9 protein-coding genes and 1 pseudogene are annotated in these 14,309 nt (G+C 71.2%); 5 read left to right on the top strand and 5 right to left on the bottom strand.

The features are described from left to right. Positions 1-82: 82 nt before the first annotated feature. Positions 83-1,060, bottom strand: a complete 978-nt coding sequence (locus ACFWYM_RS21350) for an NAD(P)/FAD-dependent oxidoreductase (protein ID WP_384839253.1) — start codon at positions 1,058-1,060, stop codon at positions 83-85. Positions 1,061-1,611: 551 nt separating this feature from the next. On the opposite strand from ACFWYM_RS21350, the gene ACFWYM_RS21345 reads away from it, so the two are divergent. The 5 genes from ACFWYM_RS21345 to ACFWYM_RS21325 are packed head-to-tail and all read left to right on the top strand — an operon-like array spanning position 1,612 to position 9,218. After that, positions 1,612-2,901, top strand: a complete 1,290-nt coding sequence (locus ACFWYM_RS21345) for a phenylacetate--CoA ligase family protein (RefSeq protein ID WP_384839250.1) — start codon at positions 1,612-1,614, stop codon at positions 2,899-2,901. Then, positions 2,898-4,265, top strand: coding sequence for an MFS transporter (locus tag ACFWYM_RS21340; protein WP_384839247.1), 1,368 nt, complete (start codon positions 2,898-2,900; stop codon positions 4,263-4,265). The genes ACFWYM_RS21345 and ACFWYM_RS21340 overlap by 4 nt, the downstream gene beginning before the upstream one ends. Next, a complete protein-coding gene (locus ACFWYM_RS21335; protein ID WP_384839244.1) occupies positions 4,262-5,413 on the top strand; it encodes a GNAT family N-acetyltransferase in 1,152 nt (383 codons plus the stop codon). The genes ACFWYM_RS21340 and ACFWYM_RS21335 overlap by 4 nt, the downstream gene beginning before the upstream one ends. After that, complete coding sequence (locus tag ACFWYM_RS21330; protein ID WP_384839241.1) at positions 5,410-6,588, top strand: acyl-protein synthase; 1,179 nt, start codon at positions 5,410-5,412, stop codon at positions 6,586-6,588. Before ACFWYM_RS21335 ends, ACFWYM_RS21330 begins: the two co-directional genes overlap by 4 nt. Beyond that, the gene (locus ACFWYM_RS21325; RefSeq protein WP_384839238.1) at positions 6,585-9,218 is read left to right on the top strand and encodes an acyl-CoA reductase; all 2,634 of its coding nucleotides are present in this window, start codon (positions 6,585-6,587) and stop codon (positions 9,216-9,218) included. The genes ACFWYM_RS21330 and ACFWYM_RS21325 overlap by 4 nt, the downstream gene beginning before the upstream one ends. Positions 9,219-9,272: 54 nt before the next feature. Here ACFWYM_RS21325 and ACFWYM_RS21320 read toward each other — a convergent pair whose 3' ends face one another. From ACFWYM_RS21320 to ACFWYM_RS21305, 4 genes and pseudogenes are all read right to left on the bottom strand, one after another. Beyond that, positions 9,273-12,089: a hypothetical protein gene (locus tag ACFWYM_RS21320; RefSeq protein WP_384839235.1), complete on the bottom strand. Its 2,817-nt coding sequence runs from the start codon at positions 12,087-12,089 to the stop codon at positions 9,273-9,275. Positions 12,090-12,787: 698 nt separating this feature from the next. Next, positions 12,788-13,651 (bottom strand): oxaloacetate decarboxylase, encoded by an 864-nt coding sequence (locus ACFWYM_RS21315; protein ID WP_384839232.1) that lies wholly within the window; start codon positions 13,649-13,651, stop codon positions 12,788-12,790. Positions 13,652-13,715: 64 nt separating this feature from the next. Beyond that, entirely contained in the window at positions 13,716-14,213 is a 498-nt protein-coding gene (locus ACFWYM_RS21310; protein WP_384839230.1) for an MEKHLA domain-containing protein, read from the bottom strand. Continuing rightward, positions 14,200-14,309: pseudogene (locus ACFWYM_RS21305) on the bottom strand (ketol-acid reductoisomerase); the annotation flags it as partial. The pseudogene ACFWYM_RS21305 and the gene ACFWYM_RS21310, both read right to left, overlap by 14 nt.

The following is a 14,309-nucleotide window of genomic DNA, read 5'->3' as shown; positions in this document are numbered from 1 at the left end:
GGGGGCATGTCCTCCTGAGAAATTCACTGGCTGTGGCGCGTCGGCGGGCGGAGAGGGCACGCCTCGATGCGCGGGCTCGTGGTCAGGCCGGGGCCGAGAACGACTCCCGATGGGCGGCGACCGCCGCCCGTGTCTCCTCTTCGACCAAGTCGGCGTTGATCTGGGCCGCGGCCGAGACACCCGCCGCCGCGGCCGCGGCGGCCCGGTCGACCAGACTGGTGACGTTGCCCGCGACCCACACTCCGGGCACGCTGGTGCGCCCGCCCTCCGCGCAGGGGATGTAGACGCCGATGCCCGCCGGATGCTCCACCGCACGCAGTCCGAGGTCCGCGAGGAATCCTGCGCGCGCCACCATCCGTGAGGAGGCCATCAGGACGTCGCAGTCGACCACCGTGCCGACGGCCAGGCGCACTCCCGTCAGCCGATCTCCTTCGGTCTCGACGGCCACGACCTCGCCGTCCACCACAGGGATGCCACGGGCGGCCAGCCGCTCCGCGTCCTCGGCGGACGGCTCCGGATTCGTATGGGCGAGGTATGTGATGGTGTCGCTCCACTGCCGGAACAGCAGCGCCTGCTGCACCGACAACGGGCCGTTCGCCAGCACACCGATGGCCTGGTCCCGGACGTCCCACCCGTGGCAGTAGGGGCAGTGCAACACGTCCTTGCCCCACCGCTCGCGCAGTCCCGGCACATCGGGCAGCTCGTCCACAAGACCGGTGGTGACCAGCATGCGGCGCGTACGGACCGAGCGGCCGTCGGCCAGCGACACCGTGAAGGAGCCCTCACGGTCCCGAGCCGCCCCGGTGACCTCGCCGGTCAACACCTGCCCGCCGTAGCGGCGGACTTCGGCCCGGCCGCGCTCCAAGAGCTCACCCGGCGCGATCCCGTCCAGGGCCAGCAGCCCGTGCACGCCGTCGGCTGGGGCGTTGCGCGGCGCACCCGCGTCGATCACCACGACCGAGCGCCGCGCTCCTGCCAGCACCTGAGCACCGCTCAGGCCCGCGACGCCGCCGCCGATCACCACCACGTCACAGCTGTTTTGCAGCTCAAGAGTCACCATGACCACCTTCTTGAGAGCCATGCGAGCCGGTGGCCGATATGGCTGTATCCCTTGGCGTGAAACTAACTTCTCGCCCCAGGGGCGGCGGAAGCCGAAGGTTGACACTTCCCATGGATGGATGACGGCATCGCCACAAAGGTGAGCCGAATCACGGTGAGTCGAATCATGGTGACGCGCATCACTGATTGACCATCAGGCTTCCCGAATACATATGTGACGTACACGGATTGCTTTTCAGCCGAATTAGCCATAAGCGGCGAACTTGCAGTCAGGCTCAAGTCGCGGGCAGGGCCACCCACCTCCCAGGTGAGCCCGCACCCACACATTGGCCGGATTTCTTCCACGGCGCGACGGGCGCACACCGGCGGGAAAATCGGGGCATTCGCCATGCGGTAATGTCCTGGTCGCACTCCGTAGTTCCGGCGGGCCGCCCAGGACCGAAGCCCCAGGCAGGCCCCGGCAGCCGAGTGCCACCAGTGCCACCTCAACCACCGAGGCGATCTCCCCTGCCGGGGATTTCGTCTCCTTCGTATGCCGCAGAGCAGGAATCGATGCCCGTTCAACCATTGACGGAACTCATACGTTTCGTAAGACGCCAATCCCCTTTCTACGCCGAGCTTTATGCCGGAGTCCCGGACCGTGCAACAGAGCTCACGCAGCTTCCGGTCGCGCCGCAGGCAGAGTTCTGGCAGGCCAACACACCCCGCGGCAATCGGCTTCTCACCGGGCCGCTCGACGAGGCCGTGGTGTTCAAGAGCGGCGGCACGACCGGTGCGCCGAAGTTCTCCTTCTACACCCGTGAGGAATGGCGGGAGTTCACGAGTGCCTTCGGCGCCGGGCTCCTGGAATCGGGGCTCCGCCCCGGGCATCGGGTCGCCGATCTCTTCTACGCCGGGGACCTGTACGCCAGCTTCACCTTCATCCTCGACTCCCTGCACCGCTCCCCCGTCGCCAACGTCCGGCTGCCGATCGGCGGCGCCGCGCCCCTGGAGACGACGGTGCACACCCTGGAGCAGTTCGACGTGGAGGTGGTCGCGGGCACCCCGACCACACTGTGCGCCCTCGCTGATCACCTCGTCGCCGCCGGACGGCAACTCCCCCACGTGGAGCTGCTCCTCTTCGGCGGGGAGAGCCTCTACCCGGATCAGGAGCCGCTGCTCGCCCGCGCGTTCCCCAACGCCCGACCCCGCTCGGTGGGTTACGCCAGCGTCGACGCGGGCCTTCTGGGGTGCGCCGTGCCGGGGCGCGATCCGCGTGTGCACCGCGCCTTCACCCCGTACACCGTCGTGGAGATCCTCGACGAGGAGAGCGGTGAACCGATCACCGAGGCCGGGGTGCCCGGCAAGGTCGTGGTCAGTGACCTGCGACGGCGGCTGATGCCCGTCCTGCGCTATCCGGCGGGCGACCGCGCCGAGTGGACCGGCACCGGCCCCGGGCACTTCCGCATCCTGGGCCGCTCGCAGGAGGGCGTCCGCGTCGGGCCCGTCTCGCTCTACACCCAGGACGTGCAGGACCTCGTCCGCGCGGCCGACGCCGCGGGCCGGGTGACCGGGGTGCAGCTGGTGGTGCGCCACTGGGACGGGCGGGACGGCCTGCTGCTGCGCCTCGCGAGCGACGGGGACCCGGCCGGGATCCGCGACCGCGGTGGCCGCGGTGACCTCGGCGATCTCGGCGACATGATCCGCAAGCAACTCCTGGCCGACCGCCCGTCCTTCGGCGAGGCCGTCGACGCGCAGCACATCCACCCGCTGTCGCTTGAGTGGGTGCGCCACGGCGAGCTGGCCGTCAACGCGCGCTCGGGCAAGCTGATCCGCGTCGTGGACGAACGGATGGCGTCATGACGACGCTCGGCAGGAGCGGTGCGCCGGCATCCTCCCGGCAGCTGCCCGTAGTGCTGCGCAACCCCGCCTTCGGGGCGGTCTGGGCCGCTCAGGTCCTCACCCAGGCGGCGGCCCGGATGTTCCAGGTCGGTGTGGTGTGGTGGCTGGTCAGCCAGGCGGCGGGCGGCGACCGGGGCCTCGCTTCCGGGGCCCTTCTCGCGGTCTCCACGCTGCCCCCGGTGGTCCTTGTCCCGCTGGTCGCGCGGGTCATCGCCCGCTGTCCGCATCGCAGTGTGCTCGCGGGCGCCGCGGCGGTGGCGGGTCTTGTCGCCGCCGCGACCGCCACCTGGACGTACGCGGCGCAGCCGCCCACTGCCGTGATCTACGGGGCGGCCCTGCTCCTCGCGGGCTGCCAGGCTCTCTTCGACCCGTGCCTGACCACCTCGGTCCCCGAACTCGTCGAGGACGCCGACATCGAGGCCGCCACCGGCTTCGAACTCGCCACGCAGTCCCTGGCCGGGCTGGCCGGCGGGCTCCTCGGACCGCTCCTCGTCGACGCCTGGGACCTGGCGGGCATCGTCGCCGGGTGCGCGGGCGCGTACCTCGCCGCGGCCGTGCTCGTCGCCGTGACCCGCTTCCCCCGGACCCTCGCCGGTGCTGCCGCGGATGTCCCGGGTGATGCGCCGGGTGATGTGCCGCCGCGCCGTACACTGCGGCAGATCCTGGGCGAACTACCCTTCATCCGGCAGGTGTTGCTCTGCTTCGCCGCGGCGAACGTCTTCACCACGGCGGTGTTCGTCGTGATGCCGCTGTACACCCGCTCCGTGCTCCAGGGGCAGGGATCGACGGTCGCCGCGCTGGAGGCGGCCCTTGGCGTGGGGACCCTGCTCGGCTCCTTCACCGGAGGGCGACTGCCGGGCTCCCCGACCACGGTCGGCGGGACCTGCCTGGCGCTGATGGCGCTCGCGCTGGGGATGCCGGGGCTGGCGCCGGGCCTCGCCATGGCGCTGGTGTCGCTGGTCGTCGCGGGCTGGTGCGTCGGCGTGATCGGCGTACGCTTCGTCGCTCTGTTCCAGCGGTCGGTCGCGGCCGCCGACAAGCCCGGGTTCTTCGCGGTCATGCAGGCCCTGTTGGGCGCGACCTTCCCACTGTCCTCGCTGGTCTTCGGCATGCTCGGCGACCACGTGGAGGCGCGCTGGCTGTGCCTGGTCCAGGGCGTGGGTCTGGCACCGGTCGCGGTGGCGCTGTTCCTGCTCGGGCGGCGAGGGCGCGCGGCTACGGAGGAGGGGGACGCGGTATCCGGCGCGACAGCCCCGCCGAGCCCTCAGGACACCGCCACCGAGGACATCTGCGCCGCCCCCGCCTCCCTCGAAGGTGCCCGATGACCGTCACCCTCGCCCCCGCGGCGCTCCAGGACATCGCGGAACTACGGCAGTTGTACTTCGACGTCTACGGCCACGGGTATCCGGTGCCGCTCGGCAGCGACCCCGCGGTGATGCGCCGCCTGATCACCGACCCGCACACCCACTGGCTCACCGCCCGGCTCCCCGGGACCGGCGAGCTCGCGGGTTCGGCGGTCGTGCAGACCGACCCGGGAAGCCGCATCGGCAAGCTCGTGGGCCTCGCGGTCCACCCGGAGCGCCGTCGCGGCGGCCTCGCCGGTCGTCTCACCGGCGCGGTGTGCGGCGCGGCCTTCGCCACCGGTCGCCTCGACTCCGTGTACGCCACCGTGCGGATGGTCACCGAGGGGCCCCAACACGTCGTCGTCCGCCACGGGTTCAGGCCGCTCGGACTGCTGCCCAACGCCGCCGAGGTGGCGGGCTGCGAGAGCCTCGGACTGTTCGCCCGCTTCGCCGAGGGGGTGCTGCCCCGGCGCGAGACGGTGTCCCGGGCGCCCGCCGCGCTCGGGCCGCTCCTTGCCGCCGCCGAGCACAGCACCGGCGTCCCGTACACCCACGTACTGCCCTCGGACACGCTGGGCTCGGCCCGCCCCGAGGGTCCGGCCGCCGGGCCCACCGCCGAGCTGGAAGTGGTCGGCGCGCCCGGGTTCGTACGCCGACGCTTCCTGGAGCTCTTCCCGGACCCGGCCGGCCGCTACTACCCGCTGCACGCACCCAACGCCGTACTGGTGCCGCCGGACGGCGCGTTCGAGGCGTATGTGGACCTCGACCCGGTCGCCGGGAGCTGCGCGCTGGTCGCCGTGCACCCCTACCCGGCCGCGGTCACGCACGCCCTGGAGCCTTTGATGGCGACGGTCTCGCGGGCCGGCGCCGACTACGTCGAGACGCTGCTCCCGCTGTCCGACACCGCGAGCCTGACCGCCTTCCTGGCCGCGGGCTTCGTCCCCAGCGCCGTCTACCCGGCCATGCGCCGCATCGGCGAGCGCTTCCACGACTACGTCGTGCTCTCCCGCACGAGCCGTCAGATCGACTTCCGGACCCTCGCCGTCAGCGGGCCGCTCCAGCCTTATGTGAGCGCCTACTTGACCGCCTGGGCCGCCACCTATCTGCCCCGTCACGAGGTCGCCCTGTGAACACCGACACCACCCCCTATCTCGCCCCTGTTCAAGTACCGGACCCGCAGGCCCTGGCGCACGTCCAGCGGCTCTGCGACCTGACCCAGCCGTATGCCCAAGGCCCCGGCACCGACGCGCTGTTCGCGGCCGCCATGGACGAGTCGAACGACTGGCACGCGGCCCGCTCACCGTTCTTCCGCTCGCTGCTCGCCGACGCGCCGGAGGCCCCGGCGCCGACGGTGGGCGCGGACATCCGCACCCCGCTGATCCACGCCAACTTCTTCAAGCGGCACGAAGTGCTCTCCGTCCCCCGCGACGACGTCTTCCTGCATCTGACCTCCTCCGGCACCACCGGCCAGAAGTCGCAGATGTTCTTCGACGAGTGGACCATCCGCTCGGCGCAGCGCATGGTGGCCCGGATCTTCGACCACTACGGCTGGATCACCCCTGAGCAGCCCGTCAACTACCTGCTCTACAGCTACGAACCGGCCCCGAGCATGAAGCTCGGTACGTCCTTCACCGACAACTACCTGTGCGACTTCGCCCCCGCCAAGGGCGTCACGCACGCGCTGCGGCACACCGGCGAGGGCCACGAGTTCGATGTGCACGGCTGCATCAGGGCGCTGCGCCAGTACGCGGAGGAGGGCCTGCCGGTCCGCATCCTCGGCTTCCCCGCGTTCCTCCACTTCACCCTGGAGCGGATGCGCGGCCAGGGCATGCCGCCGATCGAGCTGCCCGCCGGCTCCCTGGTCGTCCTCGGCGGCGGCTGGAAGTCGCACGCCGACCGGCAGATCGGCAAGGCGGAGTTCTACGCGCGGGTCACCGAGCTCCTCGGCGTCGCACCGGAGCGGATCCGGGACACGTTCGGCTCGGTGGAGCACTGCGTGCCCTACATCGAGTGCGCCGAGCACCGGTTGCACGTGCCCGTGTGGTCGCGGGCCGCGGTGCGCGACACCCGCACCCTGCGGCCCCTGGGCTACGGGGAGCGCGGGTTCCTGCAGCTGGTCTCGCCGTATATCACCTCCGTACCGGCGCAGAGCGTCGTGATGGGCGACCTGGCCTCGCTGCACCCCGCCGAGGAGTGCGGCTGCCCGCTGCCCACCCCGTGGTTCGCCGTCCACGGACGCGCCGGGGTGAGCCGCAACCGCAGCTGCGCGGTGGCCGCGGCCGAGCTGTTGAAGGGACACGCATGAACACGGTGACGACGACCACGGAGACGACCACCGGCACGACGGCAAGCAAGGAAGCGACCCCCTCAGTGACCAGCGAACTCCACTACTGGCAGGGCGAGTTCATCGGCGACGACGAAGCCGCCGCCCGGCTGGCGGACCTCCCGGCCCTGGTCGAGCGGGCCCTCGCCGACCCCCTGCCCACCGAGACCGTCCTGAGCGCCTGCGCCGCGCTCAGCGACGCGCTGCGCGACACCGAGAATCCCGTACGGAACCGGCTCAGCGCTGAACTTGCCGCAGCCACCGGCGACTTGTGCGTGGCCGAGGCGACTCTCACGGAGCTGTCCGTCGCGCTCGCCCGGCCCGCCCTGGAGCGAAAGCTGCGGCGCGAGCTGGGCGGCACCGGTCCGGGCAGGCTGACCCGCCCCGACGCCCGCGAGACCGTCTTCGAGGCGTGGGCCCCGGTCGGCCTGCTGGCGCACATCGCGCCCGGCAACGCGGCGGCGGTCGCCCCGCTGAGCGTCGTCGAGGGCCTCCTGGCAGGCAACGTCAACGTCTTGAAGACCAGCGGCGGCGACAGCCCGCTCGCCCTGCACCTGCTCGCCGAACTGGCGGCCGCCGACCCCACGGGCGCGCTCGCCCGCCGTATCGTCGCGCTGCGCTTCCCCTCCGCCCGCCGGGAGTGGCTGCGCCTGATGTGCGCACCGGCGGACGCGATCGCGGTGTGGGGCGGCGAGGACGCGGTGGCCTCCGTGGCCGAACTCGCCTCGCCCGGCTGCCGGTTGGTCGAGTGGGGCCACAAGATCTCCCTGGCCTATCTGACCCGCGACGCCTGGCACGACCCGGCGACCCTGGCCGCCCTGGCCGCGGACGTGTGCCGCCTGGACCAGCAGGCGTGCTCCAGTCCGCAGGTGGTCTATCTGGACACCGAGGACGCCGGGGAAGTCTTCGCGTTCGCCGAGGACTTCGCTCCTGTCCTGGCCAAGGCGTCCGCCGCGGCACTGGCTGCCGCAGGGCACGCGGACCAAGTCTCGGTCCAGGTTCCGGCGCTGGACGCCGCCGAGCAGGCGGAGATCACCACCACCGAACTCCTCGCCCGCCTCGAGGAGCACCTGGGCCTGACGAAGGTCATCGCCGCCGAGGACGGCACCTGGCGGGTCCTGGCCGACACCCGGCCCGCGCTCACGGCCTCCCCGCTGCACCGCAGCATCTGGGTCAAGCCGCTGCCCGCCCGGGACATCACCGCCACGCTGCGGCCGATGCGCCGCTACCTCCAGACCGCCGCCGTCGGCGCCGGGCGCGCCGACACGGCCCGCCTCTCCCGCACCCTCCTCACGGCGGGCGCACTGCGCGTCACCCCGGTCGGCGCGATGCTGGACAGCTACGACGGCGAGCCGCACGACGGCGTCTACGCCCTGCAGCGCTACAGCCGCCGGGTGAGCGTCCGGACCGGCGAGGAGTTCACGACCACCGCCTGCCTGGACGACCTCGTCGCCGCCCCGCCCTCCCCCGCAGCGCCGACCGGCGCCCTGCTCGACAAGGCGGGCGTACAGGGGCAGTTGGCGTCGCTGGCGCCCGAGCACGCCCACCTGTACTTCCGCAGCGGCGGCACCACCGGGGCCCCGGCGCTGTCCGTGTTCACCAACGCCGACTACGACACCCAGATGCGGGCCGCAGCGCACGGTCTGCTCGCCGCCGGGTTCGACCCGGCCCGCGACCGCGCCGCCAACCTCTTCTACTGCGGCGGCATGTACGGCGGGTTCATCAGCTTCTTCTCCATCCTGGAGCGGCTGAACGCCACCCAGATCCCGATGGCCGCGGGCACCGACCACGCCGCGGTCGCCGAGGCCCTGGTCGCCCACCGCGCCGACACGGTCTTCGGCATGCCCTCCTACCTGTGGCAGCTCTTCCACGCGCAGGGCGAGGTGCTGCGCTCGTACGGCGGTATCCGCAAGGTCTTCTACGGTGGCGAGCACTTCACCGCCGAGCAGCGCCGGATCCTCACCGACCGCTTCGGCGTCGAGGTCATCCGCTCCGCCTCCTACGGCAGCACGGACCTGGGGCCGCTCGGCCACCAGTGCACCCACGCCGAGGGCTCGGTGCACCACGTCCTGACCGAGCTGCACACCCTGGAGATCCTGGATCCGCAGGAGGACCGGCCGGTCCCCGCGGGCGAGCCGGGCCGACTGGTCTTCACCAGCCGCACCCGCTCCGGCCAGCGCCTGGAACGCTACGAGATCGGCGACCTGGGCCGTGCCGTCGAGGGCGTCTGCCCCTGCGGCAGCCACACCCCGCGCATCGAACTCCTGGGCCGCTACGGCGATGTGGTGCGCATCGGCACGTACTTCTACAACTACCGCCGCTTCGTGGAGACCGCGCAGGAGCGGCTCGGCTACCGCGGCGAGCTGCAGCTGGTGCTGAGCTCCACGGCCGCCGCCGAGCAGCTGACCGTCCGCCTGGACCGGGAGTACGCCGGGGACCCCGAGGAGGCTCGAGCCGTGTTCCTGGCGGCCATCGCGGAACTCGGCGCGGCGGTCACCGAGGAAGAGCTGCTGACCTGCACGGTCGAGCTCGTCGACGGGCGGGATCTCGAACGCACCGCGGGAAGCGGGAAGTTGCGCACCGTCGTCGACCGCAGGGCGGTCGAGGGGTGAGCGGCGCGGGCCGGGGCCCGTCGTTGCCCCGGCCCGCAGCGGACCGGTCGCGCCTCATCCGACCGCGTTCGTGTACCAGCTCGGCGCGGTGAGGACCGTCGCCCCCGACCTGTAGGCGAAGGGTTCGAGGGGCTTCGTCGAGCGGAAGGCGTCGTTGGCCTCGCTGATGGTCGCGAAGTCCTGGTACTTGATCAGCTTGCGCGAGGTGCTGTCCTGGAATGCCTTGGCCCAGTTCGCCTCGGTGGTGATGAGGGGACCGTCGAGCCCGCGCATGCCCTTGTTCGCGAACTGCCCTGCCGACAGGTCGAACACGAAGGTCCGTCCGCCGCGGTCGGCCAGGACGGCGAAGTGGGTGGCGGGCTTGTCGGTGAGGCCGTTGTCCCACAGGCCCATGCCCCGGTATCTGATGTCGGTGAATCCATGGGAGCCGACGTACTTCTGCACCGGGTCGAGGAGTGCGTAGCACTTCTCCTTCGGATCGAGGACATAGCCGTTGATCTCCGTGTTGCGGCGCATGTCCGTGAGGAGATCCCGCGTCATCGTCGCGTCCGCCGCCTCCAGGGGCGCCGCGTCGACGGCGGGCCGACGGGCCTCGACCCGGAATTCCGGGGTGCCGGTCTCGGCGTAGATCTTCACCCGTCGCCCGTCGGCGAGTTGAGCCCCGTCGTCCGAGAAGCGGACCACGTCGTCCGCGCCGACATCGACCCTGGCGAAGCCGGGCGACAGATCGGCCTTGATGCCCGTGTTGCCGACTCCCGCCATCTCTCCGCTGCCGAGACTCAACATGGAGTGGATCATCTTCGGGCGGCCGTTCTCCTCGACGACGAAGGCGACCCGATAGCCCTCGTCCAGCCGCGCGAGGCTCCGTGCGTTCTCGATCGGCTTCCCCGCGCCGCCGAGAAGCGGTTCGAAGCTGTACGGCGTCACGCCGCGCAGCGCCGTTGCTTCCCCTGCGGGGATCACTCCCGCCGCCTCCTGCACGTGAGCGATCCACCCCGTGGCGCCGCCTCGCGCCGTACTGCCGGTGAACCCCGCGCTGCCCGTGCCTGCCGCGGCCAGGTGAACCGACCGGGCCCGTGGTGCCATGCGCATCAGATGCACGTTCTCCTGAGCGGCTCGCACGCCGTTGCGCACCGCTTGGGACAGCTTGTTCGTGGCGCCCCTGACGCCCCGGCGCATCGCGGAGAGCGCTTGGCGGAAGTCGGCGCCGGACGTGATGCCGGTCAGGATGCGGCCGAGCTCCGCGTCCTCCATGGCCTGGCGGTAGACATCGCCCTGATCGGCGTTCTCGGCCACCTTCTCGTCGAAGTGCGCGGCTCCGAAGCCGAATCCGAGGCCGGACCCGAACGCCGCCACGGCTCCGGCACCGCCGGTCATCGCCGCGGCCGCGACCACCATCAGGACCTCGCCGCCCTGCATCATGGCGCGGCCGAACTGCGCGTTGAGCTCGCGTCGCTGTTCATCGCCGCTGTAGACGAAGGAGTTCAGATTCGACTTGAGTTTGCCGACCTCCGCCTTCATGAGGTCGCCGAACACATCGGCCGCGCCGCGGAAGGAGATCCGCGGCACCGTGAGGTCCCACGTCGAGCGCTGCATCTGCCGCTGAGCCCAGCCCAGCATGGTGAACCGGGACGACGGAACCTGCGGCTTGTAGTCGTCGGGGCGTGCCGCGGCCGCGTCGAAGTCGGACAGCTGCCTGCTGATGAAGGTGGCGAACCGGTCCGTGCCGTCGTCCTTGCGCCAGAAGTACGACTCCCCTGTCGAGGCCGAGACGAGCAGGCTGTATTCGTTCGTGCCGATCGCGACGAGGCCGGGCACCACCTTGTTCTGGAACACGACGAGGCGCTCCTTGGTCTCGCCCTGGAGCCAGCGCGCGGCGAACGTCCTGGCGAACATGCTCGGGCTGTTGACCAGCACCTTGGCCACGACACCGCGGATCCTCGCCTTCGGCAGGTCCTTGAAGGAGTCCTTGAACTCCTTGGACGCCGCCAACCGGTCGGCGTCCGCCGCGAACTCCGCGGCGATTCCCGAGCGCACGCGCTCCGACTTCAGCGCCTCGAAGACGGCGGTGGGGAACGCGTTCCCTGGCGGTGTGATCCTCAGGATGCCGACGGACAGGCCGAGCCGCAGCATGCACGTGCGATAGGGCGCTCCGAGGGCGAACTGGCGGAGCGTGAACTTCTCCGAGCGGCGCAGACCGGTGCCGCCCGTCGACGGCTTCTCCAGATAGGTGACCGTGAACCGGTCGTCGAGGGAGACGGTGTCCGCGGCGTCCGACGTGCTGACGGACTTCAGGACCTTCCTGATCGTCGCGTCGATGTAGTCCTGCCCCGCCTGAGCTCTGTCCGCGGTGGAGTTCGCGTTCAGGCTGGTGGTCAGCTTCGACAGATACGCGCCCCCGTCCCGCACCGCCCGCCGTCGGCGTGACGCGAGGGACGACCGTGCGGCGCCCTCTGCCTCCAGAGCCACGGAGTCCGCCGCTTCGAGGGCCATCAGGTCGTCGAGCGTCTCGTCGGCGTGCACGGAGAAGCCCACCGGCATCCCCCACTCCAGCTGTTCTCCCTGCTCTCTCATTCCGCTCGGCCAGTCGACGAACCCGAAGATCGGGTCGGGGCCATGGGCACCCGGCGGCCGACTGCCCGCGAAGTTCTCCTTGAAGCCGGGTTCGATGATGTCCCGGACCGTGTAGTCCGCACTCCGCGGGATCTCACGGCCGTGCCCCGGATCCCGGTCGTAGTAGACGACCCGTACCACGGTGCTCGCCGTGATGTCGGGGTTGCCGAACTCCGAGATCCAGAGGTCGGCCACGGTCAGGTTCGGGGCGTGCATATGGGTCAGGACCGCGTCGACGGACTCCTGCTCCGGGGTCATCGCCACCGGTTCCTCGGCAGCCGCCTCTTGCGCCCATGTGCTCCGCAGGGGCGGCGGTGCCGAACGTGGCAGGGGGTGGGCGCCCGCGGAGGGGAGCAGCCACGCCGGAACGGCCGGCTGCTGGTGCAGGGCGGCACGGGCCCGTACATGGGGTTCGAGCCAGCCAAGGCGCGTCCGCCGGGAATCCTGTGCTGCAGCGGTGACTTCCGCCGCCGGTCCCGGCCCTGCCGCCTCGGCCTCCGGCACGTCCGTACCGCCCCCGGGCGAGGCCGGGGTCCGGGCAGAGGCCGGGGCCCGGGCAGGGGCGGTGGGTCCCGCGAGGGCCGATGCCAAGGCCGTCGCCCACGTCAGGAACTGAGGTGCCGTCATACGACGGAGGTCGCGTCCACGAGGCTCTGCCCCGGGATGGCTGTTCCGCGCCCGCTCCTCGATCTCGCGCTGTACGTCCCGCATGCCTCGCTGCGCCCGGGCGCGCCCCTCGCCCACCGAATTCACACCCTTGGAGCGCCTCTTGCGTGCCGTTCCCGGGCGTTCATGGGCGTACACAGGTTCCTCCACGCGTCTCGATTCGCCGCCGAGGCTATGCGGCGCCCTCGGCCCGGCGGCTCGGCAAGAGATGCCGATGCGGCGTCGAAAGGTGACTCCTGCACCGCGCCGGGGGCTCCGGTCTCGGCAACGGGTGGGGCCGAGGTCAGCGGTCAACTGCCGTAGCGGTCGTCGAGGTCCTTGTGGACGTCGAGTCCCACGATCGCGGAGAACTCGTCGTAGGTGTGCTGCGGTGGCCCACCGGCAGGGCTTCCCGAGCTCTTGAGGTGGGCCAAAGCGTCCGCGGTCGCCCGGGTCGCGGTGAACAGGGCCGTCACCGCGTAGACGACCAGGGAGAAGCCCAGCTCCTGGAGGTCCGCGGCCGTCAGCGTGGCCGTCTCGTTCCCGTCCACGACGGACACGACCTTGGGGCCGGGAACGGCCTCGGCCACCGCTTCCAGTTCCTCGATCGTCTTGATGCCGTCGACGAAGACCAGGTCGACGCCGGACTCTTGGTAGAGGCGCGCCCGCCGGATCGCCTCCGCTCGGCCCTCGGCGGGCAGGGCGTCGGTACGGCCGATGATCAGCGGGCCGTCGGAACCACGCGCCGCCATCGCGCACTTGAGGCGTCTGACGCCGCTCTCGGCATCCATCAGGCGGATGCCGCTCAGCTGCCCGCACCGTTTCGGCGCGACCTGGTCCTCGAGATGGATCGCCGCCACACCGGCCTGGACGTATTCGCGCACGGTGCGGTCGATGTTGCTCGGTCCGCCGTAGCCGGTGTCGGCATCCGCGATCACCGGGATCGAGACCGCGCGCGTCATGTTGCGCGCGTGTTCGGTCATCTCGGTCTGGCTGAGCAGGCCGATGTCCGGCATGCCCAGCCTGCCGGCCGTGGCACCGAAGCCCGTCATATACACGGCGGGAAAGCCCGCGGCCTCGACGAGCCGGGCGGTGAGGGAGTCGGCTGCTCCCGGGGCCAGGACGATGTCCGGGCCGTCGAGCAGCCTTCTCAGCGAGTCATGGGGCGGCCGCAATGTCGGATGCCTTTCCTGTGACGGGCACCGAGGCGTGGAGTCGGTGACCACTTGACGGTACGGCTCAGACGGATGACCAGGAGCGGAATACGGCGGCCTGGCCGTGACACGAGCCGTCGGCGTCCAGCAGGTTCCACATGGTGACGTCTTCGATCCAGAACGGTCGGCCGCTCTTGGTGACCCGCCTGCCCCGGTATCCGGTGGCGTATCCGCAGGCGCTGACCGACTCCACGAAGGCGTTCCTGTCCTCCTGTGCATCCGGTACGGCGGACAGTCGGGAGGGCAGGCCGATGAACTCCTCCCAGGCGTAGCCGAAGCACCGCTGCGCCGTCCGGTTCGCGTACACGAACCGAGGGTCGGCCGCTGTGTCGTGGGCCAGCAGGCCGAACGGCGCCTGGTCGTGGAGCCAGTCGGCGGCCGTGGTGTCGGAAGGCCATGAGTGGTGGGTGAGAGGCTCGCCGACGAGCCGCTGGTGGCTGGTCAGCAGGAGGGCGGCGAACGACGGTCCCTGGGGCGACGTGCGGTGCGGCCCGGCGAGTTCAGCCGACTCACGCTTCCGCATCGACCCAGCTCATGAGCTTGCGCAGCTCCTTGCCGGTGGTCTCCAGGAGGTGGTTCTCGTCCTGGGTCTTGTACTCGTTGTACTTCTTCAGACCAC

It is taken from the genome of Streptomyces sp. NPDC059009 (genome assembly GCF_042740175.1).
GTDB lineage: Bacteria > Actinomycetota > Actinomycetes > Streptomycetales > Streptomycetaceae > Streptomyces.
This window is presented reverse-complemented; position numbering and strand designations above follow the sequence as displayed.